The 23,819-nt window shown below is 38.0% G+C and carries 23 protein-coding genes, 1 rRNA gene and 1 pseudogene (1 of these 25 cut by a window edge); 3 read left to right on the forward strand and 22 right to left on the reverse strand.

Annotated features, from left to right (window positions below):
* From IGL86_RS11115 to IGL86_RS11130, 4 genes and pseudogenes are all read right to left on the reverse strand, one after another.
* A 16S ribosomal RNA gene (locus IGL86_RS11115) occupies positions 1 to 1,283 on the reverse strand; it reaches 278 nt to the left of the window's first position.
* Between the two features lie 435 nt (positions 1,284 to 1,718).
* A pseudogene (locus tag IGL86_RS11120) lies at positions 1,719 to 1,966 on the reverse strand (hypothetical protein).
* Entirely contained in the window at positions 1,950 to 2,321 is a 372-nt protein-coding gene (locus IGL86_RS11125) for a hypothetical protein (RefSeq protein WP_002385270.1), read from the reverse strand. Before IGL86_RS11125 ends, IGL86_RS11120 begins: the two are co-directional and overlap by 17 nt.
* Before the next feature lie 64 nt (positions 2,322 to 2,385).
* Positions 2,386 to 2,754, reverse strand: coding sequence for a CvfD/Ygs/GSP13 family RNA-binding post-transcriptional regulator (locus IGL86_RS11130; protein ID WP_002365178.1), 369 nt, complete (start codon positions 2,752 to 2,754; stop codon positions 2,386 to 2,388).
* A 183-nt stretch (positions 2,755 to 2,937) separates the two neighbouring features.
* On the opposite strand from IGL86_RS11130, the gene IGL86_RS11135 reads away from it, so the two are divergent.
* Positions 2,938 to 4,104, forward strand: a complete 1,167-nt coding sequence (locus tag IGL86_RS11135) for a MalY/PatB family protein (protein ID WP_002368299.1) — start codon at positions 2,938 to 2,940, stop codon at positions 4,102 to 4,104.
* Positions 4,105 to 4,137: 33 nt separating this feature from the next.
* On the opposite strand, the gene IGL86_RS11140 is transcribed toward IGL86_RS11135, so the two are convergent.
* The gene (locus tag IGL86_RS11140; RefSeq protein ID WP_002355151.1) at positions 4,138 to 4,344 is read right to left on the reverse strand and encodes a DUF3955 domain-containing protein; all 207 of its coding nucleotides are present in this window, start codon (positions 4,342 to 4,344) and stop codon (positions 4,138 to 4,140) included.
* 164 nt (positions 4,345 to 4,508) lie between these two features.
* Positions 4,509 to 5,099: a peptidylprolyl isomerase gene (locus tag IGL86_RS11145; RefSeq protein WP_002361120.1), complete on the reverse strand. Its 591-nt coding sequence runs from the start codon at positions 5,097 to 5,099 to the stop codon at positions 4,509 to 4,511.
* Between the two features lie 204 nt (positions 5,100 to 5,303).
* On the opposite strand from IGL86_RS11145, the gene IGL86_RS11150 reads away from it, so the two are divergent.
* Positions 5,304 to 6,314 (forward strand): NAD(P)/FAD-dependent oxidoreductase, encoded by a 1,011-nt coding sequence (locus IGL86_RS11150; RefSeq protein WP_002368301.1) that lies wholly within the window; start codon positions 5,304 to 5,306, stop codon positions 6,312 to 6,314.
* A 148-nt stretch (positions 6,315 to 6,462) separates the two neighbouring features.
* Positions 6,463 to 7,425 carry a phosphoglycerate dehydrogenase gene (locus IGL86_RS11155; RefSeq protein WP_002355148.1) on the forward strand — a complete coding sequence of 321 codons (963 nt, stop codon included), beginning with the start codon at positions 6,463 to 6,465 and terminating at the stop codon, positions 7,423 to 7,425.
* A 64-nt stretch (positions 7,426 to 7,489) separates the two neighbouring features.
* Here IGL86_RS11155 and IGL86_RS11160 read toward each other — a convergent pair whose 3' ends face one another.
* From IGL86_RS11160 to wecB, 16 genes are all read right to left on the reverse strand, one after another.
* Complete coding sequence (locus IGL86_RS11160; protein ID WP_002419148.1) at positions 7,490 to 9,043, reverse strand: bifunctional metallophosphatase/5'-nucleotidase; 1,554 nt, start codon at positions 9,041 to 9,043, stop codon at positions 7,490 to 7,492.
* A 97-nt stretch (positions 9,044 to 9,140) separates the two neighbouring features.
* Complete coding sequence (locus IGL86_RS11165) at positions 9,141 to 10,421, reverse strand: extracellular solute-binding protein (protein ID WP_002359172.1); 1,281 nt, start codon at positions 10,419 to 10,421, stop codon at positions 9,141 to 9,143.
* Between the two features lie 23 nt (positions 10,422 to 10,444).
* Positions 10,445 to 11,734: an MBL fold metallo-hydrolase gene (locus IGL86_RS11170; protein WP_002359171.1), complete on the reverse strand. Its 1,290-nt coding sequence runs from the start codon at positions 11,732 to 11,734 to the stop codon at positions 10,445 to 10,447.
* Entirely contained in the window at positions 11,718 to 12,536 is an 819-nt protein-coding gene (locus IGL86_RS11175) for a carbohydrate ABC transporter permease (RefSeq protein WP_002355144.1), read from the reverse strand. The genes IGL86_RS11170 and IGL86_RS11175 overlap by 17 nt, the downstream gene beginning before the upstream one ends.
* A gap of 4 nt (positions 12,537 to 12,540) precedes the next feature.
* The gene (locus IGL86_RS11180) at positions 12,541 to 13,416 is read right to left on the reverse strand and encodes a carbohydrate ABC transporter permease (RefSeq protein WP_002355143.1); all 876 of its coding nucleotides are present in this window, start codon (positions 13,414 to 13,416) and stop codon (positions 12,541 to 12,543) included.
* Positions 13,416 to 14,486, reverse strand: a complete 1,071-nt coding sequence (locus IGL86_RS11185) for an ABC transporter ATP-binding protein (RefSeq protein ID WP_033625620.1) — start codon at positions 14,484 to 14,486, stop codon at positions 13,416 to 13,418. Before IGL86_RS11185 ends, IGL86_RS11180 begins: the two co-directional genes overlap by 1 nt.
* A gap of 209 nt (positions 14,487 to 14,695) precedes the next feature.
* Positions 14,696 to 15,634 (reverse strand): glycosyltransferase family 2 protein, encoded by a 939-nt coding sequence (locus tag IGL86_RS11190; protein ID WP_010707118.1) that lies wholly within the window; start codon positions 15,632 to 15,634, stop codon positions 14,696 to 14,698.
* Positions 15,635 to 15,837: 203 nt separating this feature from the next.
* Complete coding sequence (locus IGL86_RS11195) at positions 15,838 to 16,167, reverse strand: HesB/YadR/YfhF family protein (RefSeq protein ID WP_002355140.1); 330 nt, start codon at positions 16,165 to 16,167, stop codon at positions 15,838 to 15,840.
* Between the two features lie 54 nt (positions 16,168 to 16,221).
* Positions 16,222 to 16,887, reverse strand: a complete 666-nt coding sequence (locus tag IGL86_RS11200; RefSeq protein ID WP_002355139.1) for a potassium channel family protein — start codon at positions 16,885 to 16,887, stop codon at positions 16,222 to 16,224.
* A 103-nt stretch (positions 16,888 to 16,990) separates the two neighbouring features.
* Complete coding sequence (locus IGL86_RS11205) at positions 16,991 to 17,623, reverse strand: response regulator (protein WP_002355137.1); 633 nt, start codon at positions 17,621 to 17,623, stop codon at positions 16,991 to 16,993.
* Positions 17,598 to 18,701 (reverse strand): sensor histidine kinase, encoded by a 1,104-nt coding sequence (locus IGL86_RS11210; RefSeq protein ID WP_002365182.1) that lies wholly within the window; start codon positions 18,699 to 18,701, stop codon positions 17,598 to 17,600. Before IGL86_RS11210 ends, IGL86_RS11205 begins: the two co-directional genes overlap by 26 nt.
* Positions 18,698 to 19,429: a cell wall-active antibiotics response protein LiaF gene (gene liaF / locus IGL86_RS11215; protein WP_002381168.1), complete on the reverse strand. Its 732-nt coding sequence runs from the start codon at positions 19,427 to 19,429 to the stop codon at positions 18,698 to 18,700. The genes IGL86_RS11210 and liaF overlap by 4 nt, the downstream gene beginning before the upstream one ends.
* A 150-nt stretch (positions 19,430 to 19,579) precedes the next feature.
* Positions 19,580 to 20,059, reverse strand: a complete 480-nt coding sequence (gene greA / locus IGL86_RS11220; protein WP_002355133.1) for a transcription elongation factor GreA — start codon at positions 20,057 to 20,059, stop codon at positions 19,580 to 19,582.
* Between the two features lie 260 nt (positions 20,060 to 20,319).
* Complete coding sequence (mltG, locus tag IGL86_RS11225) at positions 20,320 to 21,705, reverse strand: endolytic transglycosylase MltG (protein ID WP_002375722.1); 1,386 nt, start codon at positions 21,703 to 21,705, stop codon at positions 20,320 to 20,322.
* Positions 21,706 to 21,912: 207 nt separating this feature from the next.
* Positions 21,913 to 22,590 (reverse strand): HAD family hydrolase, encoded by a 678-nt coding sequence (locus IGL86_RS11230; RefSeq protein ID WP_033625622.1) that lies wholly within the window; start codon positions 22,588 to 22,590, stop codon positions 21,913 to 21,915.
* 73 nt (positions 22,591 to 22,663) lie between these two features.
* Positions 22,664 to 23,815, reverse strand: a complete 1,152-nt coding sequence (gene wecB, locus IGL86_RS11235) for a non-hydrolyzing UDP-N-acetylglucosamine 2-epimerase (protein ID WP_033625621.1) — start codon at positions 23,813 to 23,815, stop codon at positions 22,664 to 22,666.
* Positions 23,816 to 23,819: the final 4 nt, after the last annotated feature.

Here is a 23,819-nt window from a genome sequence, read left to right on the forward strand (position 1 = left end):
GGTCTAGCGACTCGTTGTACTTCCCATTGTAGCACGTGTGTAGCCCAGGTCATAAGGGGCATGATGATTTGACGTCATCCCCACCTTCCTCCGGTTTGTCACCGGCAGTCTCGCTAGAGTGCCCAACTAAATGATGGCAACTAACAATAAGGGTTGCGCTCGTTGCGGGACTTAACCCAACATCTCACGACACGAGCTGACGACAACCATGCACCACCTGTCACTTTGTCCCCGAAGGGAAAGCTCTATCTCTAGAGTGGTCAAAGGATGTCAAGACCTGGTAAGGTTCTTCGCGTTGCTTCGAATTAAACCACATGCTCCACCGCTTGTGCGGGCCCCCGTCAATTCCTTTGAGTTTCAACCTTGCGGTCGTACTCCCCAGGCGGAGTGCTTAATGCGTTTGCTGCAGCACTGAAGGGCGGAAACCCTCCAACACTTAGCACTCATCGTTTACGGCGTGGACTACCAGGGTATCTAATCCTGTTTGCTCCCCACGCTTTCGAGCCTCAGCGTCAGTTACAGACCAGAGAGCCGCCTTCGCCACTGGTGTTCCTCCATATATCTACGCATTTCACCGCTACACATGGAATTCCACTCTCCTCTTCTGCACTCAAGTCTCCCAGTTTCCAATGACCCTCCCCGGTTGAGCCGGGGGCTTTCACATCAGACTTAAGAAACCGCCTGCGCTCGCTTTACGCCCAATAAATCCGGACAACGCTTGCCACCTACGTATTACCGCGGCTGCTGGCACGTAGTTAGCCGTGGCTTTCTGGTTAGATACCGTCAGGGGACGTTCAGTTACTAACGTCCTTGTTCTTCTCTAACAACAGAGTTTTACGATCCGAAAACCTTCTTCACTCACGCGGCGTTGCTCGGTCAGACTTTCGTCCATTGCCGAAGATTCCCTACTGCTGCCTCCCGTAGGAGTCTGGGCCGTGTCTCAGTCCCAGTGTGGCCGATCACCCTCTCAGGTCGGCTATGCATCGTGGCCTTGGTGAGCCGTTACCTCACCAACTAGCTAATGCACCGCGGGTCCATCCATCAGCGACACCCGAAAGCGCCTTTCACTCTTATGCCATGCGGCATAAACTGTTATGCGGTATTAGCACCTGTTTCCAAGTGTTATCCCCCTCTGATGGGTAGGTTACCCACGTGTTACTCACCCGTCCGCCACTCCTCTTTCCAATTGAGTGCAAGCACTCGGGAGGAAAGAAGCGTTCGACTTGCATGTATTAGGCACGCCGCCAGCGTTCGTCCTGAGCCAGGATCAAACTCTCATAATAAAAGTTAGAACAACCTTACGATTGTTAAGCTCAATTTGTTTGCTAGCATATTGCTTGCTTGTTAAAAATGTTTGTTGTCTTGAATTGAATCAAGACGCCCTACACATTTGGTTCGTCTATTCTTTGTTCAGTTTTCAAAGGTCTACGTTACCTCGCAGCAACTTTTATATCATAACAAACTTTCATTTGAATGTCAAGAACTTTTTTAAAAAAAGTTTTTTTAAGTTGTTTTGCTCGGTTGTTGTTGTCTGTTGTGACAACTTCTATATCTTATCATCTCGTTTGTTATTTGTCAACAACTTTTTTGTTGTTTTTTCAAACTTTTTTCGAGAGATTTGAAATCAAGAATTGTTATTTAATTATTGATTTCTGAATCGCTCAGCTGTGTGACTCGCCTTGCGACATGTAATAATATATCAAGATTTTGATGTTTGGTCAACACTTTTTTTCAAAAAAATTAAAAGAAGTTTTCAATCTGTTTTCATTCTTTTCAATTATTTCGTTTTTAAACTTTTTAAATCCTAATTGTTTATCAAAACAGTTTAATTCCTTGCTAAAAATCGAACAATTTGAATCATATATTTGAAATAGTTCGATTAACTTTTTTACGTACAACTAAAAAAAGAAAGAATCTGTTCGATTATCGACAGATTCTTTCTTTTTTGTTTAAAACATTGGGACACCTTCAATATGATATTTTGACCAAATCGTTTTTAATTCTGCAGGTGCTACCCATGTATAGTCTTTATCCATTTCATTTTTAAGTGCTTGTTCATCCATCTCGAAGACAAACAGCGGAACATTTTCTTTATTGATATGCGCGTTAGTTAATTCTACTAAGCTAATTGAAGTAACGTCCAATTGAACCTCTTCTTTGAACCATTGTAGCATACTAGCTAAACCCGTCATCTCATCAGAAACTTTTGCCATCGCAAACTCAATCGCTTCACCTATTGGATGCATCAAAAATTTTTTACTACCATCGTTTAAGTTCAGTATGATTGTTCCAGCGACTTTTTTGTTAGACACGACATCCACCTCAATTAATTTTTAGATTCACTAACAAAAGAAATTGTAACACACTTTCTGAAAAAATACAGAATTATTTTTCAAGCAACTTATCCATTGCTTCATCAATCCATTCTGGAAGTTCTTTGTCTAAGGTTGCAAAGCCAATTTTTTTATTCTTATCCGTAAAATATTTTTTGCGTCGATGGTTCACTGAATGAACTTTGTCTTCAAGGGTTCGTAAAGATAAGCTAATCTTTTGAGAATATTCATCAACATCAATAACTTGAACGGTTACTTTTTGTCCAACGGTTAAGAGTCCATGGATATTTTTAGTAAAGCCAGCTTGTACTTCCGAAACATGAATCAGTCCTTGTGTTTCTTCGTCTAAAGAAACAAATGCGCCATATGGTTGAAGTCCGGTAATTGTGCCAGAAAGTACCATACCAATTTTGTACTTCATCAAATTTCCTCTTTTCATACGATAAATTTCTTTTTCCGTTTCTACTCATTTAAAATAATAGCATTTTTTCAACGTTTGTGCATTATTTCTTCCCTAGTTGTTAAAACTATTGTTTCATCTTTTAAGCAAAATCTACTATACTATAGGAAGTAAGACTTTATATAGAAGAAAAGGAGTTATCTTATGTTTAATTTTAATGAAACCATTGATCGTCGCCACACGAATTGTGTTAAATGGGACACCGTTGAAACGAGTTACCACGAAAAAGATTTACTACCTTTATGGGTTGCTGATATGGATTTCAAAGTGCATCAGCCTATTCTTGATGCTTTGTCACAAGTTATTGAACAGGGCATTCTAGGATATGCGATTGCACCTAATGAACTGTATCAAGCAATTCAAGATTGGCAACGGCAACACCATCAATTGATTGTTGAAAAAGAAGAAATTTTGTTTAATAGTGGCGTGGTACCCAGTTTGGCCACAGCCGTTCAAGCGTATACAGCACCTGCTGATTCTGTCATGATTTGTGATCCAGTCTACCCCCCTTTTGCAGATGTGGTAAAACAAAATGAGCGTAGACTTGTGCGCCATTCTTTACTAGAAGTTAACGGACATTATGAAGTTGATTTGGTTAAAATGGAACAACAGATAATCGAAGAAAAGGTGAAACTGTTACTTTTTTGTAATCCCCATAATCCTGGTGGACGTGTTTGGACAAAAGAAGAATTGCTAGCAATTGGCCGTTTATGCCAAAAACACCAAGTAACTGTGGTTAGCGATGAAATTCATCAGGATTTGATTTTCAAACCGCATACCTTCACTTCCTTTACTGTCGCTGATGAAGCATTTAAGGAATTCACTGTTACCTTAACAGCGGCAACCAAAACCTTTAATTTAGCGGGGATTAAAAATTCAATGCTGTTCATTCCTAATGAAAAACTACGGCAATCTTTCGTATCTTTACAAGACAAAAATCATCAAGGCGGTATCAATACTTTTGGCTACGTGGGAACGGCAGCTGCCTATCAAACAGGGGAAGAATGGCTAACGGCGTTACTGGATTATTTAAAAGAAAATATTGATTTTGCCCTTTCCTTTTTCCGTGAAGAGATGCCTAGCGTTCGTGTAATGGAGCCTGAAGGAACCTATCTTTTATGGTTAGACTTTAGTTCTTATTCGCTAACGGATCGGGAACTTCGCGATACCTTAATTCATAAGGGGAAAGTGGTTCTAAATCCAGGAATTAGTTTTGGTCCCCAAGGTTCTCAACACATGCGTTTAAACTTAGCTTGTTCAAAAGAAACTCTCGAAGAAGGCCTTTTACGTATCAAAAAAGCCTTTAATTAAAAACAGCTGTCCTAGTTTTTAGGACAGCTGTTTTTAATTCTTTCTTTTGCGTTTAGCTAAATAAACTCTGACGAACCAGATACCTGAAAATAGAAGTAAAATTTCTCCAATTATGATTGTATAAAATCCTGGTTCATGAACGATTCCTTGCTGATCTACATACGTAAAAAACGTTCCTATAAATGGGAGTATTACTGCAAACAAAGCCAAGGCCATTGGATATCTGTATTTTTCTAACAAATTTGCTTCCTCTCCTTCTATTCTTTCACTCAGTATCCTATAAAGACTTCATTAAAAGAAGCGATTTGGATGCTTTTAAAAAAAAGTTAGTCGTTTTAAGAAAAAAATAAAGAGTACCAACGAATTTGTCCCTCGTTGGTACTCTCTTTTTCAATTGGTTAAACTTATTCACCAATGATTTCAACTGTGTCCATCACGACGTCAAATGTTGGACGGTCTTGGGCATCCCGTTGGACTCCACCAATTTCATCCACTACATCCATACCATCAACAACATGACCAAAAACAGTATGACGGAAGTCTAACCAAGGTGTTCCGCCTTGTTTGTATGCTTCAATAATTTCTTCTGGAAAACCAGCATCTTCTAACTGACTCATCATTTGAGCTGGAACATTTTGATTAGTAACAACAAAGAATTGGCTGCCATTTGTGTTAGGACCAGCATTTGCCATTGACAATGCGCCACGCAAATTGAAAACATCCCGAGAAAATTCATCCTCAAATGCTTCTCCATAAATACTTTCGCCGCCCATTCCTGTTCCGGTTGGGTCACCGCCTTGAATCATAAAATCAGGAATCACACGATGGAAAATAACGCCATCATAGTAGCCCTTTTTCGCTAATTCAACAAAATTTTCAACCGTTTTAGGCGCTTGTTCTGGGAATAATTGAACAGTGATGTCGCCTCGGTTTGTTTTAATGACCGCTTTTGGGCCTTTAGCATTTTCTAAATCTAATTGTGGAAATTGTGACATGAGAATGTCCTCCTAGATAATTATTTTATAGTTCCATCATATCGAAAAATGCTAAAAATTGCTATGATCTTTTTCCAATGATTAAAGAATGCTTTGATTCGTTAGCCAAACTTGCTTTTTTCGAAAAGCCGTGCTATTTTGTGAAGTGTTCGCAAAACGATCAATAGTTGTCTCAACCCTAAATGAATTAGGAGGAATTTTCAAATGTCTGATGAAAAAGATATTTATGATTTAACGATTATCGGCGGCGGTCCTGTTGGATTATTTGCCGCTTTTTATGCGGGAATTCGTAAAGCGAAAACGAAAATCATTGATAGCCTGCCGCAATTAGGTGGTCAGCTAACAATGCTGTATCCCGAAAAATATATTTATGATATTCCTGGATTCCCTGCTATTAAAGCCGGTGAGTTAATTGCCAATTTGGAAAAACAGATGCAGCCATTTCAGCACGATGTTTGCTTGGAAGAAGAGGTCACACACCTTGCACAGGAAGCAGATGGACTTTTGCGCTTAGACACAACTAAAGGCACACATTATTCTAAAACGGTTATCTTTGCGATTGGTAATGGCGCTTTCCAACCTCGACGTTTAGCTATCGAAAATGTTGAAGCCTTTGAAGGTGAGTCAATCCATTATTATGTGACTGACATGAAAAAATTCGCTGGCAAAAAAGTTGCGATTGCTGGTGGCGGCGATTCCGCAATTGATTGGGCTTTAATGCTAGAAAACGTTGCAGAAGAAGTATCTATTATCCATCGTCGCCCACAATTTCGCGGCCACGAACATAGCGTGGAACAACTGGAAAAATCTAGCGTTTCTATCAGAACTCCTTATATCATTAGTGATATTTTAAAGGAAAATGAAACGTTCACAGGCATCCAATTAACGGAGACAAAAGGTGACCAAACATTGGATCTCCCTCTGGATGATTTAATTATCAATTATGGCTTCACCTCTTCTTTAACACACCTCAAAGAATGGGGATTAGACGTTTCTAGAAATGCTATTAATGTTCATTCCGATATGTCAACTAACATTCCTGGTGTATACGCTGTAGGGGATATCTGTTCCTATGAGGGAAAAGTGAAATTAATCGCTACAGGCTTTGGTGAGGCACCTACTGCCGTAAATAATGCTTTACATTACTTACGGCCCGATGCTCGACGTCAACCAGTTCATAGTACAAGTTTATTTGAAAACGGCGTACCTAAATAAGGTTAGCACTGGACTTTAGCAGTTTTTAAGCCAAGGACAAAAATCTAAATCGGATTTTTGTCCTTGGCTTTCTGCTTTACTGAAAAGCCTTTCTTTTTCTCTTTTAAATTTATTTTTGATACAATAAAAAGTGCTAGGAGGAAGAAAGATGAACCAACCAATTATTTATTTAAATGAAGTATTCAACGAAGAACAACTGGAACAAGTGAAAGCTGTGGCACCCAATTATCTAGTTAAAACATCTACCGATCATTTATCCTCTGCTGAAGAAGAGGCCATCGAGATTATGTTAGGCTGGCATAAAGAAATTGGTCCGCGTTTATTAGCCTCTGATACTAGTCACCTAAAATGGATTCAGCTCATTTCTGCTGGTGCTGATTATATGGATTTTGATAAATTAAGAGAAAAGGGCATTCTGTTGTCTAATGGTAGCGGAATCCATAGTGTTTCTATCTCAGAACATGTTTTAGGCGTTTTATTAGCACATACCCGCGGACTGCAAGAAAGTATCCAACAACAAATGCAACACACATGGAATCAAACAGCCCCTTCCTATCAACAACTTTCTGGGCAAAAAATGTTAATCGTAGGCACCGGGCAAATCGGACAACAATTAGCTAAATTTGCTAAAGGTTTAAATCTTCAAGTTTATGGCGTGAATACCTCTGGACATGTGACGGAAGGCTTCATTGAATGCTATTCACAGAAGAATATGAGTAAAATTATCCATGAAATGTCCATTGTTGTGAACATTCTTCCTTTGACTGAAACAACAAAACATTTATACAATCAGGCACTTTTTGAAAAAATGGCTCCTGAAACAATTTTCGTAAATGTTGGTCGCGGCGCCTCAGTAGCAACGAACGATTTGATAACTGCCTTAAACAATAAAACCATTGCTTTTGCTGCCTTAGATGTCTTTGAAGAAGAACCTCTTCCCGAAGATAGCCCTTTATGGGAGATGCAGAATGTTTTATTAACACCTCATATTTCTGGCATGACACCGAAGTTCAAATCAAAATTACTGGCGATTTTTATTCCAAACTTAAATCAATTTGTGACGGATCAGACCCTCGTCAAAAACCAAGTTTCCTTAAAAAAAGGCTATTAACTCAAAAAAGGCCTTCAACCATCTTTCAAGTAATTGCATGGTTGAAGGCTTTTTTTGCTATTTTTTACCAGATAACCTTGAAGTTATCATTTGTCGACGCTTGAATGATTGGATGTTTTTTTAAATATTCTGCAATCAGTTCCGTCATATCAATTTGAATTTCTCGAATAATTTTTTCAGGTTGGAACATTTGATAGTTTCCGCCACCGACTGCTCGGTATTGATTTGTCACGATTTCCAAAACATCTTCTGCTTGCACTGCTTTGCCATGATAATTAAGTTTCGTCACTCTTTCACCAAACGGTTGTCTTAAATCAAGCGTATACTCAATGCCTTCATACATATCATAATTATAGTATTGTGGTTTTGGATCGACATATTTCGGGTTGAAAATTGGTTGGCCTTTTTCTAACACAAAATAAGTAGCGCTTTGTTCTAACGCTTCACGGAGGTCTTGTCCAGTGACACGCAATACAGCCAAGGTATTTGGATAAATGTAGTTGGTAATGATATCGCGCATCGTAATTTGATTATTAAACCCTTTGCCTTCATTGTTAAAAAGTGCAGTCCCTGAAATATCCGTTCCGCTTGAAGCCATTTGGACGTTATTAATAAATTCTATATATGGATGTTCTTTGAGGCGTACGGCATTCGGATTTTGAATCGTCATATCCCCTTCCACATTTCCCACTGGTTGGTCAAGCCACTCTTCTACCTCGTCATGTAACGCTGTTGTCAAAGCTAAAACTTCTGCATCTGGTTGTTCGTTTCCAACAGGATGAATAGCTGCGTCACTTCCAATAACGCGATAGCCTTTAGCCATAGGTTCAATTTCTAAAGTAATTTCTCCAACGAAAGCTCCTCGAAAACCTGGTTGAATCACAGGTATTCCATTCAGTTTTGTAGCAATTTCTCGATGTTGGTGACCCGTGACTAAGGCATCAATCCCAGGAACTTTTTCCAATAAATCGTAGCCTTCATTTTCTCCTGTTAGTAATTCCGTGGGTTCCCCTGTTTCTAAATCTTTTTCAAAACCGCCATGGTAAGCGACAACAACTAGGTCTGCTTCTTCCCGCAGTTTTGGCACGTATTCTGCCGCTGTTTCAACGACACTTTTAAACGTTAAATCTTTGACTGTTGCCGGCTGTTCCCAATGAGGAATATATTGGGTCGTCACGCCAAGGATGGCTACTTTAACCCCTTGTTTTTCTATGATGACATACGGCTGACCGAAATAAGGTTGTCCATCTTTACCAAGAATATTGGCAGCTAAAACTGGCTGTTGATAACTGGCAATCGTTTCCTTTAAATAATCTAAACCGTAATTAAATTCATGGTTGCCTAAAATGCTAACATCATAATTCATTTGATTAATGATTTTAGTGATGGCTTCCACTGAATGTGTTTCTGCTTTTCTTACGTAGTAACTAAGCGGCGAACCTTGAATAAAATCCCCATTTTCAATTTGAAAAACTGGTCCTTTGGCAGACGCCCGTAACTTTTTCAGCATGGTTGCTGCTTTTGCGGTTCCAAAAGGCAAATCCATCTTTTTTTCACTATAACTTGTCGGCATAATATACCCATGCATATCACTTGTTGCTAAAATTTTTATTTGCATTTTGTTTCTCTCCTTCTTCCGCCCAAAAGAACAGGAAGGTTAGAACACGAGCCATAACGACTCAGATCCCAACCTCCCACGTCTGTTTATTTATTGATTATTGGTTCCATGCTTGTTCAAATTGTGATGTTGCATCTTTCAATAATTTTTTCGTGTCTTTATTTGATGAAGCAAAAATACTTTCCATAATTGTCCGCATTTCATTATAGGCTGAATCAGCATTTTCTTCTACTGGGATAGCGAATAAATCTTTTACTGCGTTTTCAAGTTGTGCAGGTACTTTGGTTGTCTTAGAATTTTTGTACTCATCACTGTGTAAAACAGATTCTAAAATTGGCATATAACCTGTTTGTTGTGCCCAGTACAATTGTGAATCAGGCGTAGCTAAGAATTTCATGAATTCAAATGCCGCTGTCCGTTGTTCTGGCGTAGCACTATCGAACATATAAATATCTGTTCCTTGTTGTAAGTTGATTTTTTCAGGACGTGGTGCAACACCGTATTCATAGCCACCAGCTTCAGCATCTTTTTGAACAAAACCAGCACCAGCAATACTACCGACAAACATTGCTACCTTTTTGTTTGCAAATGGGCCAGATAAATATTTATCTGAACCAGCTGTGCGGAAGTAACCTGCTTCGATACCATCACGGTAATAGTCCACGACTTCTTGTGAATCTTTGCTTGTTAAATCTAAGTCTTTATTAAAATCAACGCCTTTGTTTTTCATTCCAATTGCGTAATAGTTATTTAACGAGTCAAAACCAGCACCAACGACTTCTTTGTTGGATTTTTCGTAAATTGTTTTAGAAGCTTCTTTTAATTCCTCTAATGTTTTCGGTACTTCAACACCATATTCTTTCAACAAATCAGCATTATAAAATAACATTTCTGTCGATTTATTAAATGGAATGCCGTATTGTTTGCCGTCGATTTTGGCGCCGTCTAACAATACTTCACGAATTGGTTCTGCATCTTTCCAGCCGATTGTGTCATCATCCATATATGGTTTTAAGTCCACTAACATTTCATCTTGTGCAGCATTCCATAACCAGCCTGGGTACGCTTGCGTAATTGTTGGTAAATCTTTTGGTGAAGTTAAAGTCGAATTGATTTTGGCTTGTAAATCAGGGTAAGCAGATTGATTTTGTAATTCCACTTTAATTTTTGGATTTTCTTTCATGAAGTCTTTCGTTAATTTTGTTAACGCTTCTTCTTGAACCCCATTCATTGCATGCCAGAAAGTGATTGTCGTATCTTCCTTCACTTCTTTCACAATATCGTTTGATTCTTTGGCCCCATTACCGTTACCACAAGCCCCCAATGCGAAAATAGCTGCGGTTGCTAACACTGTTGTTGCTAGAGTTTTGAACTTCATTTTTTTCTCTCCCTTAAAAAAATTTATAAAACAATTTGCTCGCCACGTTCTGGCAATATTCTTTCACCATACGGGTTTTCCAGTTTTTCTGGTTTTAACGTATGGATTGGAACCAATACTTGAGGTTCAATCAATGCAATAATTTTATCCAGATCTTCTGGAATTGCATGTCCTGAACAAGCTAAGCGGACAAAAGTAATGTCTTTTTTAGCCAACAAATCTAAAAACACGCGATACTGTGGATCAAAGTCCCCTAACGGTTGCGCATCACTGTGAATGTATAAACTACCTTCTTGGAGGTTGTCAAACTGGTTCACAACTTGCCACAAATAGTCTGTTTTGTCCTTTAGTAACGTGTCATACGGGATTTCTAACGCTGGATTCAATTCTGGTATTTTACCAGATTCAGCATAATAATAACGAACTTCTATTCCAAATACTTCAAGTAACAACGCAGCCATATTTGCTTCTAAAACGACTGTACGTGGTGACTTTTCAATAATCTTAGCAAAACGTTCTACGTTTGCTGGATAACCATTAAAGGTAATTTGTCGATTCGGGTTTTCTAGTTCTAAACGAACCAAGTGCTGAACAAGATCTTCTTCACTGACAACCGCTATTTGGGCTGGATCTGGTTCACGTTCTGGGAAGCTAATGCTTACGCCTTCCATCATTAATAATTCAGTATGTTTGGCTTTTTCACAAAAAGCTAAAGTCTCTTCACGATTATGGCCATGTAAGCGCAAATCACCTGTGTATGTGATGAAATGGTCAGGCGTGCGAATCAGTAATGCCGAAGCACCGTACGCATCATGATCAACAGGTACGATTTCCACTGAAATTTCACCAACTTTAATCACATCGTTTTTATTAAGACCAATCATTTCTCGGGTAAAATTCTTTTCTTCAAACGGTGATGGAATCAAAAAATCACCTTTGCGATTTAAACTATTTAGAATCATTTTCGTTTCTTTTAGGGTGTACAACGGAACAGCTGGGTCTAAATAATTAATCATGCGTGAATGATCTAAATGGGCATGAGATAAGAAAACAGCGGTGTGTTGATACTCTTTGTCTTCTGCACCATGATATTCATAACCTAAACGTGGATCATATAAGTCTTTTAATTCTGGCACTAAACGATTATTAATTAAGGTTTCAATGTGATCATCGGGCAAATCTAATTCTGGTCGAAATTCTGTACCAAAATCAAAGAAGATATGGGCATCTTTATACGCCACTTCAATCACGGTTCCTCCAATTGTTAAAATGCCACTGTGAAAAGTCACAGTTGTTTTAGCCTTTGATTCCATTTTTTGCAACTCCTCTGATAATTTCTTTTCTGAAAATCAAGTAAATAATTAAAATTGGAATAACGGTTAATGTTGCAGCAGCCATTTGTAAATGTACGTCACTACCGCTCTCTGTCGCAAAGGCCGATAGTCCATTATTTAATAGACGGTATTTTTTCTCGTTCGTCACCAACAATGGCCACAAGAAAGAATTCCAACTAGAAATAAATGTTAAAATCCCTACTGTTACTAACGCTGGTTTTGACATTGGTACTAAAATACGCCAAATATATTCTAAATCACTAGCACCATCAATCTTGGCAGCCTTGTAAAAAGTATCAGGAATACCTTTTAAATACCCGTTTAAATAGTAAATATAAAAAATACTAGTTAAAAATGGAATAATTAAGGCGCTGTAAGTATTTAACAAACCTAATTGCGCAATCGTTTGATAATTGGTAAAAATAATAGATTCATACGGAACCATTAACAACGAAATCATCAAAGCAATGACCACATTTTTAAAACGGAACTTCAAACTCGTTAATGCGAATGAAGCTAACACGGCGGTGACTACCGTAGCAATCGTTGTAACGCCTGAAACAAAGACTGTGTTCAAGAAATACCGAAGAAAGGGTGCTTTTTGAAAGACCTCTGTGTAGTTTTGCCATTGTGGTTGTTTCGGAAACATGGTTGGCGGCATGCTGGTCGCTTCAGAGTAACTCATTAAACCAGCTAAAATCATATAGACAAATGGAAATAACGTAATAACGGCTAAAATGCCTAAGAAAACAAATGCGATAATCGTTAAAACTTTTTTCATTGGCTTATTGCCCCACTTTCTTTAAGAGTTTATTTTGTAAGAAAGTGACCACTAAAATAATCACAAATAAAATCACTGTGGCGGCCATCGCAATTCCGGGACGCCCTGCAATGTGGAATTTGTCATAAATATAGTACACTGCGGTTGTGGCACTGTTGGCAATCCCCGCACGACCACCGAATAAAGCATAAACTTGTGTATAAACTTTAAAGGCGCCAATTAAATTGACCGTTAATAAAAAGGCAATGGTCGGGACTAGCTGCGGAAACGTAATACGTCGGAAAATTTCGCCGTCTGAGGCACCAAACATTTTCGCTATTTTAAAGTGTTCTTCATCAATATTTCTCAACCCAGCCAACAAAATAATAATATTAAATGCTAAACTCGTCCAAACCCCAAAAATAATCAATGTCGGCATACTCATTTGAACATTATCTAGCCAGTTGACAGAAGGAATGCCGAAAAAGCCTAAGACGTAATTGACAATTCCATAATCGCCATTAAAGAAGTAACGGAAGACAATCCCAATGGCAATCGTACTCGTTACATAAGGCATAAAGAAAATCGTTTCAAAGAAACTCTTATGTTTAACTTTTTCAAAGATAATCCAAGCAATTGCTAGGGAAATTATCAAGGCAATCGGTACCACAGCAAATGCATAGAGCGCTGTATTTTTTAACGCTTTATAGAAGATTGGATCATTCAATACACGTTGATAATTTTCTAAACCAGCGTAGCGTTGGTTAATTAAGGAACCTTTTTGGAAGCTCATCCACAAAGAACGAAACAGTGGATAAACGCTAAACAGTAAAATGATTCCTAATGATGGCAGAAGGAAGAGCCATGCTTTTGGTTGATTTTCTGGATTGTATTTTTTCATTAGTAAACCCGGTCTCCCGCTTCGTTAAAGATAAATACTTTTTTATATGAAAAATCAAAAGATAAAGTGTCTCCTTCTTCAATCGCTTCTTCTACACTTACAATTGATTTCACTTGTTCATTTCCTAATGTAAATCGTAAAATACGTTCTCGACCAATCAATTCCACTAAATCTGTCGTTGTGGTAAAGAGACCTGTTCCAGCTGGTACCACATCTTCTGGACGAGAAGCAAAAGTATATTTCCCGTCAGTCATTGGCATTTTAAAGCGTGCTTGCTCAAAACGCTCAAGCGGAATTTCAAAACTTTCGTGGTACATTTTGCCGTCTTTCACTTCAACAGACAATAAATTAATAATTGGGTTACCTATGAACTGAGCAACAAATAAGTTATTTGGTTCTAAGTAAAGGTTTTGAGGTTCATCATTTTGTTGAATAACCCCTTCGTTTAATAAAATAATTTTATCACTGATTGATAGCGCTTCCTCTTGGTCGTGCGTTACAAAGATTGTTGTAATCCCTACTTCTTTCACCAAGCGGCGGATTTCTTCACGAATTTTCAAACGCAAACGTGCATCCAAGTTACTTAAGGGCTCATCTAATAATAAAACATCTGGTTTTTGAACTAACGCCCGGGTAATCGCAACACGCTGTTGTTGACCACCAGAAAGTGTGCCTGGCTTTTTATGGCTTAACTCTTCAATATTCGTTAGTTTCATATATTCTTCAGCAATAGCTTGTGCCTCTGCCTTGGGAACTTTCTTACTTCCTACCGTCAAAGGAAACATTACGTTTTCTAGAACAGTCATATGTGGATATAAGGCATAGTTTTGAAAAACGAACCCGATGTTCCGATCTTTTGGTGCTGTTTTGACAACCGATTGCTGTCGAAACTGAATATCTCCATCACTTGGATGTAATAAACCTGCAATTAAGTTTAAAATTGTGGATTTCCCACACCCACTTGGTCCTAACAAACAAACCAAGTCCCCTTGCTCAATCGTAAAATTGACCGATTTTAACGCTTCAAACCCATTATCGAATACTTTTTTCAAGTCGATAACTTCTATCATGACCCAACCTCCAAAAAAACATTTAATAGCATACCTTTTGATTTTAACATTTATTTCTTGCAACCGCGAGAGCAAAGCTGTTTCATTAAGATAAAAATAGGTAAAGTTAATGTATTTTTTATGTAAAAAATGTTGTTTTTCTGAAAAGTCTATTCACACTTTTTTTAATGCACAACAAAAAAACAGAGAATTTTTCTCTGCTTTTTTGGTTATTTTTTAGAATCTTTTTCTGATTCCTTTACAATATAAATTGGTCGTTTTTTCGTTTCTAAGAAAATTTTGCCGATATATTTGCCAATAATTCCTAAACATAATAGTTGCAAACCACCTACAAAAAGTACAATACAAACCATTGAAGGCCAGCCGCTTGTTGGATCACCATTAACTAATGTTCGAAAGATAATCACTAACATTGCTAGTGCAGAACCAACACACGAAAAGGCGCCAACGTATGAAGCAATATTCAATGGTGTTTCTGAAAAATTGACAATCCCGTCAATTGAATAACTTAATAGACTCCAGAAAGACCAAGAGGTTTCTCCAGCAATTCGTTCTCGATTTTTAAATTCAATATATTCTGTTTTAAAGCCGACCCAACTAAAAATCCCTTTTGAGAAACGATTATACTCAGATAACTCTAAAATCGCATCGACCATTTGTCGGGTCATGACACGGAAGTCACGGGCACCATCCACCATTTCCGTCTCAGCAATTCGATTAATGAGTTTATAGAACATCCGTGCAAAAAAGCTACGAATGGGCGGTTCACCATCTCTTGTTATGCGTCGTGTGCCAACACAATCTAAATCTGTACTGGTTTCAATCATCTCAATCATTTGAGGTAATAACTCAGGCGGGTCTTGTAAATCAACGTCCATGACTGTCACCAAGTCACCTGTTGCTTCTTTTAAACCAGCGTATAAGCCCGCTTCTTTCCCAAAATTTCGTGAAAAAGAAAGATAACGGACCTTCTCTGGATGTTCGCGATAAAGCTGTCTTAAAACAGCTAACGTATTATCTTTTGAGCCATCATTCACAAATATATATTCTACTGAATGAGACAGTTGCTGGCTAATTTTTTCTACTTCTTCAAAAAACAGCGGAATCGCTGCTTCCTCATTATAACAAGGGACAACAATTGATAACATTTTATTTCCTCCACACTTCAGTTAATTATCATTATACCATATAATAGCCTTATTAAATAACGATATCCGACTAAAAATAACTTAAATAGAAAGAACCTGAGAAAAAATCCAAAACGATTTTTTCTCAGGCTGACTAGCGGTTAAACGAAAGCAACAGAAATAGTCCTACGCACTACTTCAGCCTCTTTTGTTTAGCACTAAAATTATTTTGTTAAATCTTCTTGGTTTGCTTCAAATTGATAACGCGGTTCATCATTCTTTTCATCATAATCAACAATCAAATCATACCCTTTAAAGAACCAATCATCTGTTTCTTCAATAAAATAGGTAATCCCATCTAGGTTCTCTTTAATCATTGGCTCATCTGGCGCTTCTACAGACATCGCAATGGAAAAACCATCATGAACAGGTGTTTTTCCGTAAATTTTTCCGAAAAAACGAATGCCTGTCTCAGGCTGAACCCCGGTTTCTTCTTTAAACCATTGTTGGGCTTTCGGTGTCACTTCTAATTTCATTCTTTGTTCCTCCTTCACATCTCTGTCGCCATTTATTGTAGCACAGCGCAGTGCTTTTAGAGAATAAAGTGCTTAGCCATTCATTTTTTCATCTAATAAATCAACGTCTGCGGTATCACCGATAACTAATAAATTGTCGTTTTCTCGAACAATTTCAGAAGCATCTGGCGAAGCAATTACTTCTGTTTTCGAGCGGCGGATCGCTACCACAGTTAAACCAAATCGTTGACGGAAATTTAATTCTGCTAAGGTTTTATTGTAAAATTTAGGATTGGTGACCCGAACCTCAGCTAATGAAAATTCGCTAGATAATTCAATATAATCTAAAATATTGCGTGAAACAAGTTTGTGAGCAATTCGAATACCCATATCCCGCTCTGGGTGAACGACCATGTCTGCCCCAATTTTATCTAAGACACGGGCATGATATTCATTGACTGCTTTGGCCAAGACATTGGGAACCCCCATCTCTTTAACCATTAGTGTCACTAAAATACTCGCTTGAATATCTTCACCAATTGCCACCACTACGTGATCAAAATTCCGAATTCCTAAAGAACGCAACGTCATTTCATCTTGGGCGTTAGCCACCACTGCATGCGTTGCAATATTCATATATTCATTGACACGGTCTTCACTGCTGTCAATGGCCAAAACTTCTTGACCAGCTTCCACCAAAGTTTGGCATATGCTGCCGCCAAAACGTCCTAAACCAATAATTGCAAAATTTTGTTTCATTTCTTCTGACCGCTCCTGTCTGTTCGTTAAAATTAGTATAACAAATCCATAAATAAATTCCTAGAAGGATTTCCTAGAATTTATTTATGGATTTATCTGATATTTATTTGGCTAAACCATGTTGAAAAGCATAAATCGCCGCTTGGGTCCGATCATCCACATCTAGTTTTGCTAAAATGTTTGAAACATGTGTTTTAACTGTTTTCAAAGTGATAAAGAGTTCATCAGCTATTTCCTGATTACTTTTACCTTGTGCAATCAACATTAAAATTTCGTGTTCCCGGTTTGTCAAATCTTCGTGCAACACCGGCTCTTGTTTTTTTGTTAACCGTTCCATCATCTTATGTGTCACTTCAGGTTCCAACACACGCTCTCCGCGATAAGTCGCCCGAATTGCATCAGCAATCTCATGTGCTGTTGATGTTTTTAATAGGTAGCCCGCTGCACCAGCTTCAATCGCCGGATACACTTTTTCATCATCAATAAAACTCGTCACAATAATAATCTTGGCTTCTGGCCAATCTTTCAAGATCGCTTTTGTTGAATCAATGCCGTCCATTTCTTCCATTACCAAATCCATCAAAATAACATCTGGACGTAGTTCCAATGCTTTTTCATAGCCAATCTTACCATTTTCTGCTTCGCCTACGACTTCTATATCCTCTTGAATAGATAAATATGATGAAACGCCTAAACGGACCATTTCATGGTCATCCACTAACATTACTTTGATCACTTGCAGTTTCCTCCTTTATGACAGGAACTTTAATTTCAACGCTGGTTCCCTGCCCTTTAAAACTAATAATTTTAACTGTACCGCCCATGCCGACAACACGTTCTCGGATATTATTTAAGCCATAACTACCGGCTTTATTACTTTGTTCCTTCATATCAAAGCCGACACCGTCATCAACAATACGCAATAACACGTTTTTATCGACTTGGTGTAAGTATACCTCTAATTCCTTTGCTTTGGCATGTCTTAAGGTATTTGAAAGTAATTCCTGCACAATTCGGAAAAGATGATCCTCAATGCTGCTATTTAAATGAACATCTTCAACATCCCAAATCAATTCAATTTTAATTTTTGTTTGTAGTTCTTTCAGTAATTGTTCAATACCTTTACGCAAACTTTTTCCTTCTAGACTGATAGGACGCAAGTGCAATAGTAACGCGCGCATTTCCGATTGGGAGGCATTAATGATTTCTGCCACCATGGCTAGTTGTTTACGATATGGTTCCGGGGTTTCTGTTCGTTGTGCTTGTTCATTTAAGGCAGACAACATCATCATGGCTGCAAAAAGTTGTTGACTGACTGAATCATGCAACTCCCGCGCCAAACGATGCCGCTCGTTCTCTAAAATTTCTTCTTTTGTTTGCCCATCCATTAATTGCGGTCGACTGTTTAATAATTGCAATTCTTTAGACATCTCTAATAATTTATTTTTAATCGACCAAATATCTTGTTCGACTTCGGTTAGATAATGGTCTTGATTTTCACTGGTCGTTGGTTTGTTTAAGACTGGACTTTCATAATTACCGTTGGCCAATAACCGAAGTTTTTCTTCAATCCGTCCATATTGCCCTTTTTGAACCAATGAAATCAGTAAAAAGGTCAATAAGCCTATTAGTAAGGATATGAGAACAATGTGCACAATTAGTGGTAAATAAAAGACTTTTCTCTGAAGAAGCTCTAATAACCACCGGTTTTGTTTAATCGAATGAAAATATGAAAACAATGTAATTAAGATAACAATAAAGGTGCTAAGGGACGCATATAATGAAATCATGCGTCTTGAAATCCGATCGGTCATACACGGATCACCTCAACATCTCCTACTAAAGTGTTCGTCATAATTTTCAAACGACGAAGATTGGTATCATAATCATTGCTGTAAATTTTTAATGATTCGTTTTTCAATTGATATTTTTCTTCTTCAAAACGTACCGTTCCGTAAAAAGTTGAATGTTCTAACAAAATAGCTACACCTAACGGCACTAGAATTCGCGTGCGGCCAAAACCTTTACGAATAATAATAATATTGTCTTCTTTCGGTAGTAGCGTATTACCTAAATCAATAATGGTGTCCCCAGAGATTAAATCAATATTGATATCGTCCCATTCATAGATATTGTTACCAATGCGTTCGTTGGCAAACCAGCGGCGTTTAAACCGTTTGCCATTTTTAGGTTCTTTTGCCGCCGTCTCCACCATAATCATTTGTTTTTTTCGCCAAGGTGCTCGCTCAGCTATATCCACGCCTGAAATCTCAAAGCCTTTTAAGCCGATAAAGAGTACGCCAAAAATCAACATAAACCAAACAGCCGTGCTATTCATTGCACCAATGACAATAAAAACAACGCCGAGGACGAATTGAAAGTTGTTAAAATGTGTTTTAGATGCTTTCCTGGAAACGTAGGCCACAAGTAAAACGCCAATTGTTAATAAAACAGCTAATCCAGGATTATGTACAATTTGCCATAACGCCAGAATAAAAAGTAATGCTTCTGCGACGATAAAAAAGCGCCAAGGGTTATTCATAGATTTGCCTCCTCCCTCTGTCATTTATTTTACTCGTTTATTTTATTTAATCATAGTGGTTTGCGCCTCAGGTTACCATAGGACTTTAGCCCTAAATGTCATAGATTGCGAAAGGACAGGCCTTGGAAGCTGCCTGCCCTACTCAATTATTTAGTTTGCTTCAACTTTTGTAATTTTAACTGTCATGTCGCCACCAGGTGTTGCAATAATCACTTGGTCGCCTAATTGTTTACCAATTAAGGCTTGCGCAATCGGTGAATCGTTAGAAATTTTACCAGAAAATGGATCGGCTTCGGCACTTCCTACGATTGTGTATTCCTCTTCTTCTCCATCAGGCAATTCTTGGAAAGTAACTGTTTTACCGATGGAAACTTCGTCTTGGTCCACGCCATCATTATCGATGATTTCTGCAAAACGAATCATATTTTCTAACGTTGTAATACGTCCTTCAACGAAAGCTTGTTCATCTTTAGCTGATTCATACTCTGAGTTCTCTGAAAGATCCCCAAAGCTACGAGCGATTTTAATACGCTCTACGATTTCTTTACGTTTAATTGTTTTTAATTCTTCTAGCTCTTGTTCTAATTTTTCTTTTCCTTCAAGAGTCATTGGATATACTTTTTCTACCATGTTAATTCTCCTTTTTCGCTTAACGATACGTAGTTCTTGGTTGGTTATTGAAAAAAATTCCGCTTTCAATCCACAAAAGAGTACCACGCTTTTTCTAAATTGTAAATATAATTATTGAATTTTTGTGATTTTGCTAAATTTTATTTATATAAATTTCTAGTTGCTACTCTTTCCCTCTGTTAAACAGATTACTTTTTGAGTATCTAAAAGCTTGGTGAATCATACAAAATTGATTCACCAAGCTCTTTTATGTTTTCATTTTATTCACTACTTGAATTATTGACATACTGATCTACTAATACTTGATGTTCTTCATATGTTTTTGAGAAGTATACTTTTCCTGTAGAAATATCTGCTACAAAGTATAAATAGTCACTTGGTGTCGGATTCAAGACTGCTTTAATTGACTCCTCACTTGGGCTATCTAATGGTCCTGGTCCATAACCAGTATTTTTATACAAGTTATAAGACGAGTCCACTTCCAAGTCAGCATACGTTACAGTTTCTTTGTGTTCTCCTAGAGCATACAAAATAGAAATATCTGATTGGATCGGCATATCGGCAGCCAAGCGGTTAAAGAATACTTGCGCAATTTGTTTGCGGTCTGCTTCTTTGACTCCTTCTTTTTCAACCAATGAAGCTAACGTTAAGACTTGCTGATTGGTTAAATTCTTTGCATGAATTGTCGGCGTATATTGTTCCATTACTGTGTTCATTTTAGCAATCATTTGTTCGACAAATTCAGGAAGTGTTGCTTTTTTGTAGTAATCATAAGTTGCCGGGAATAAATACCCTTCTAAGCGATAACGAACACCTTCTGCAGTTGCAGCACTTTCAAGTAAATCAGGATACTTAGCCTTCATTTGATTGAAGAAGTCTTCGTTTTTCATTAATGCAATGAAATCTGCTTTCTTGAAATCTGTATTTTTTTCAATAGCTTCGCCAATTTTATCTATATCGTAGCCTTCAGGAATCGTTACTTTGCCATCTGCAATTTTAGTTGGTTCTGGCGTGCCTCCTTCTTTTAGCATTTCACCAATTTCATCGAGTGTCATGCTTGGAGACATTTGATAATAGCCCGCTTGAAAATCTGTTAAGTTTTTAAATTTTACGTAGTAGTTAAAAACCATTCCGCTTTTAATGACGTTGCTTTCTTCTAAAACCGCAGCAATTTGCTTATTAGAAGATCCTTCTGGGATATGCACTTGAACAAGCTTCTTATTGTTCTTGTCTAGTGGTTGTAGCCCAGCGTCTACATATTTATAAAAAGTAAACCCAAAGATTGCCATCATTAAAACCAATACAGAAACTACAATTAACACGATACGACCGACTAAACGATCTTCTTTTTTACGTGTTTGTTTTTTTGTATTTGTTGGCTTTTCGTCTGTTTCAATCGGGGTTGGCTCTTCGACTGTCTGTGTTGTCTTGTCTTTCCCACGTCTTCGAGCAGCTCTAGAACCTGCACGTGTTTGTGTTGTGCGGCTCGCTGTTTCTTGTGATTCATCAGATGAAGGTTGGGGAGACCTATCATTTTTTTCAGAGGAATCAGGTTGATCGCCATCATTTCTACCTTTTAAAGACCCAGTTACTTGATCTCTAAGCGAAGATTTGGGATCTTGGTTATTTTGGTTATCATTAGCCAAAACTAACCCTCCTTACTATTCTATCGTTTATGACTGAAACTATTATACATGAAACCTCTTTAAAATTAAATGTTTTTAATAAAAAGACCGTCATTCCCCGATAAAAAATTCATCATTGACAACGTTTAAAGCCTATGATGGCGCTTTTCTATTGAAACGATAATAAATCTTAAAATCCTCCTAAATTTATCGAAAATCCATTTTCTATTAAGAATTTTGTAGCAAAATAGCACCTAAGTCTTTAGGCGATTGTACTAGGAATGTTGCTCCCGCCTCTTGTAATTCTGTTTCTTCACCAAATCCATACAAGACACCTATACTATCTAAGCCATTTTGTTGGGCACCAAAAATGTCATGGTTGCGATCGCCAACCATGATAATTGCTTCTTTGGTTGGGTCTAATTGAGCTTCCGTTAATGCATACTGAATCACATCTGCTTTTTTAGAACGATGACCGTCCATACTCGCTCCATAGATGCCTGTAAAATAACGATCTAAATCAAAATGAGTAATAATCTTTTTAGCAAATTCTTCTGGCTTGGAAGTCGCAATGTATAACTTTGCTCCCGCTTCCTTTAACCTTGTTAACACTTCTGGAATCCCTGGATACACATGGTTTTCAAACATACCTTTTCTCTGATAATACGCTCGATAATGACCCACGGCTTGTTGCGCTGCTTCAGCTGAAGGCGCCATGTGCAAAAACGACTCATATAAAGGCGGCCCTATGAAAGAACGTAACGTCTCCTCGCTAGGAGCTGGCCACCCTAATTGTTCTGTTGCGTATAAAATAGAACGCATAATGCCGCTACCAGAATCCGTAATTGTGCCATCTAAATCAAATAAAATCGTTTGATACATCTTCACTTCACTACTTTCTAGCATTTTTTGTCTAATTGATTCTTCAAATAAGATACGCAAAAGAAGCACATTTTTCAGCGCTTCTCTGCCTTTTTATTTATTTTGCTGTAAACGTATCTGGTTTTTTATCTGATTGCTGCATTTCATAGGCAATGGCTTCAACGATTCGGCGGCTAGCTTGACCATCCCCATACGGATTTTGTGCATGCGCCATCGCGTGGTAAGCATCAGAATCAGTCAATAATGTTTTCGCCTCTTGATAGACTACTTGTTCGTCTGTACCAACCAATTTCAATGTTCCTGCCGCTACGCCTTCTGGACGTTCCGTTGTATCTCGTAAAACTAAAACTGGCACACCTAAGGAAGGAGCTTCTTCTTGCACACCGCCAGAATCAGTTAAAATTAAAGAACTTTTCGCTGCAAAATTTTGAAAATCTTTGACATCCAATGGTTCAATTAAATGCACACGAGCTAATTCACCTAAGTGTTCCGCTACTATTTCACGGACTTTGGGATTTTTGTGCATAGGGAAAATGACTTCAATTTCTGGATGTTCCATTACAAGTCGACGAACAGCTTTAAACACATTTGCCATTGGCAGGCCTAAATTTTCACGACGATGCATTGTAATTAGCACGATGCGTTGGTCTGTAGGGATTTTTTCCAATAAATCATTTTGATAGTGGGCATCAACAGTGTACGCCATCGCGTCAATCGCTGTATTGCCAGTTATATAAATATGTTCTTCTGGATGATTTTCTTTGATTAAATTGTCCTTACTTTGAGTAGTTGGGGCAAAATAAATATCAGTTAACACGTCTACCAGTTGACGATTCATTTCTTCCGGAAACGGAGAATATTTTTGCCAGGTCCGTAATCCTGCTTCCACATGTCCCACCGGAATCTGTTGATAAAAAGCAGCCAATGCAGCCGCAAATGACGTGGTTGTATCGCCATGAACCAAGACAATATCCGGCTGTTCTGTCACAAGAACCTCAGTTAATAAATTCAAAACACGACTTGTAATATCTGTTAAGGTTTGCCCATCTTTCATGATATTTAAATCATGATTCGGTGTAATTTGAAAATCTTCTAACACTTGATCCAACATTTGGCGATGTTGCGCTGTTACGACTACTACAGAGTCAAATCCTTGACTTTGCTCTTCTAAAACTTTGATTAAGGGCGCCATTTTGATTGCTTCTGGCCGTGTTCCAAAAACCGTCATTACTTTAATTTTCTTCATCATTTTC

Source organism: Enterococcus sp. DIV0774 (genome assembly GCF_050539095.1).
GTDB lineage: Bacteria > Bacillota > Bacilli > Lactobacillales > Enterococcaceae > Enterococcus > Enterococcus faecalis.

Bases quoted from the DNA above. Each gene is read 5' to 3' on its own strand.
- IGL86_RS11130 (WP_002365178.1), bottom strand. From the start codon at position 2,754: ATGAAGTACAAAATTGGTATGGTACTTTCTGGCACAATTACCGGACTT.
- IGL86_RS11200 (WP_002355139.1), bottom strand. From the start codon at position 16,887: ATGAAACAAAATTTTGCAATTATTGGTTTAGGACGTTTTGGCGGCAGC.
- wecB (WP_033625621.1), bottom strand. From the start codon at position 23,815: ATGATGAAGAAAATTAAAGTAATGACGGTTTTTGGAACACGGCCAGAA.
- IGL86_RS11165 (WP_002359172.1), bottom strand. From the start codon at position 10,421: ATGAAGTTCAAAACTCTAGCAACAACAGTGTTAGCAACCGCAGCTATT.
- IGL86_RS11185 (WP_033625620.1), bottom strand. From the start codon at position 14,486: ATGATAGAAGTTATCGACTTGAAAAAAGTATTCGATAATGGGTTTGAA.
- IGL86_RS11155 (WP_002355148.1), top strand. From the start codon at position 6,463: ATGAACCAACCAATTATTTATTTAAATGAAGTATTCAACGAAGAACAA.
- IGL86_RS11170 (WP_002359171.1), bottom strand. From the start codon at position 11,734: ATGGAATCAAAGGCTAAAACAACTGTGACTTTTCACAGTGGCATTTTA.
- IGL86_RS11190 (WP_010707118.1), bottom strand. From the start codon at position 15,634: ATGTTATCAATTGTTGTCCCTTGTTATAATGAGGAAGCAGCGATTCCG.
- greA (WP_002355133.1), bottom strand. From the start codon at position 20,059: ATGGTAGAAAAAGTATATCCAATGACTCTTGAAGGAAAAGAAAAATTA.
- IGL86_RS11135 (WP_002368299.1), top strand. From the start codon at position 2,938: ATGTTTAATTTTAATGAAACCATTGATCGTCGCCACACGAATTGTGTT.
- IGL86_RS11150 (WP_002368301.1), top strand. From the start codon at position 5,304: ATGTCTGATGAAAAAGATATTTATGATTTAACGATTATCGGCGGCGGT.
- IGL86_RS11145 (WP_002361120.1), bottom strand. From the start codon at position 5,099: ATGTCACAATTTCCACAATTAGATTTAGAAAATGCTAAAGGCCCAAAA.
- IGL86_RS11180 (WP_002355143.1), bottom strand. From the start codon at position 13,416: ATGAAAAAATACAATCCAGAAAATCAACCAAAAGCATGGCTCTTCCTT.
- IGL86_RS11210 (WP_002365182.1), bottom strand. From the start codon at position 18,701: ATGACCGATCGGATTTCAAGACGCATGATTTCATTATATGCGTCCCTT.
- liaF (WP_002381168.1), bottom strand. From the start codon at position 19,429: ATGAATAACCCTTGGCGCTTTTTTATCGTCGCAGAAGCATTACTTTTT.
- IGL86_RS11175 (WP_002355144.1), bottom strand. From the start codon at position 12,536: ATGAAAAAAGTTTTAACGATTATCGCATTTGTTTTCTTAGGCATTTTA.
- IGL86_RS11230 (WP_033625622.1), bottom strand. From the start codon at position 22,590: ATGCTAGAAAGTAGTGAAGTGAAGATGTATCAAACGATTTTATTTGAT.
- IGL86_RS11160 (WP_002419148.1), bottom strand. From the start codon at position 9,043: ATGCAAATAAAAATTTTAGCAACAAGTGATATGCATGGGTATATTATG.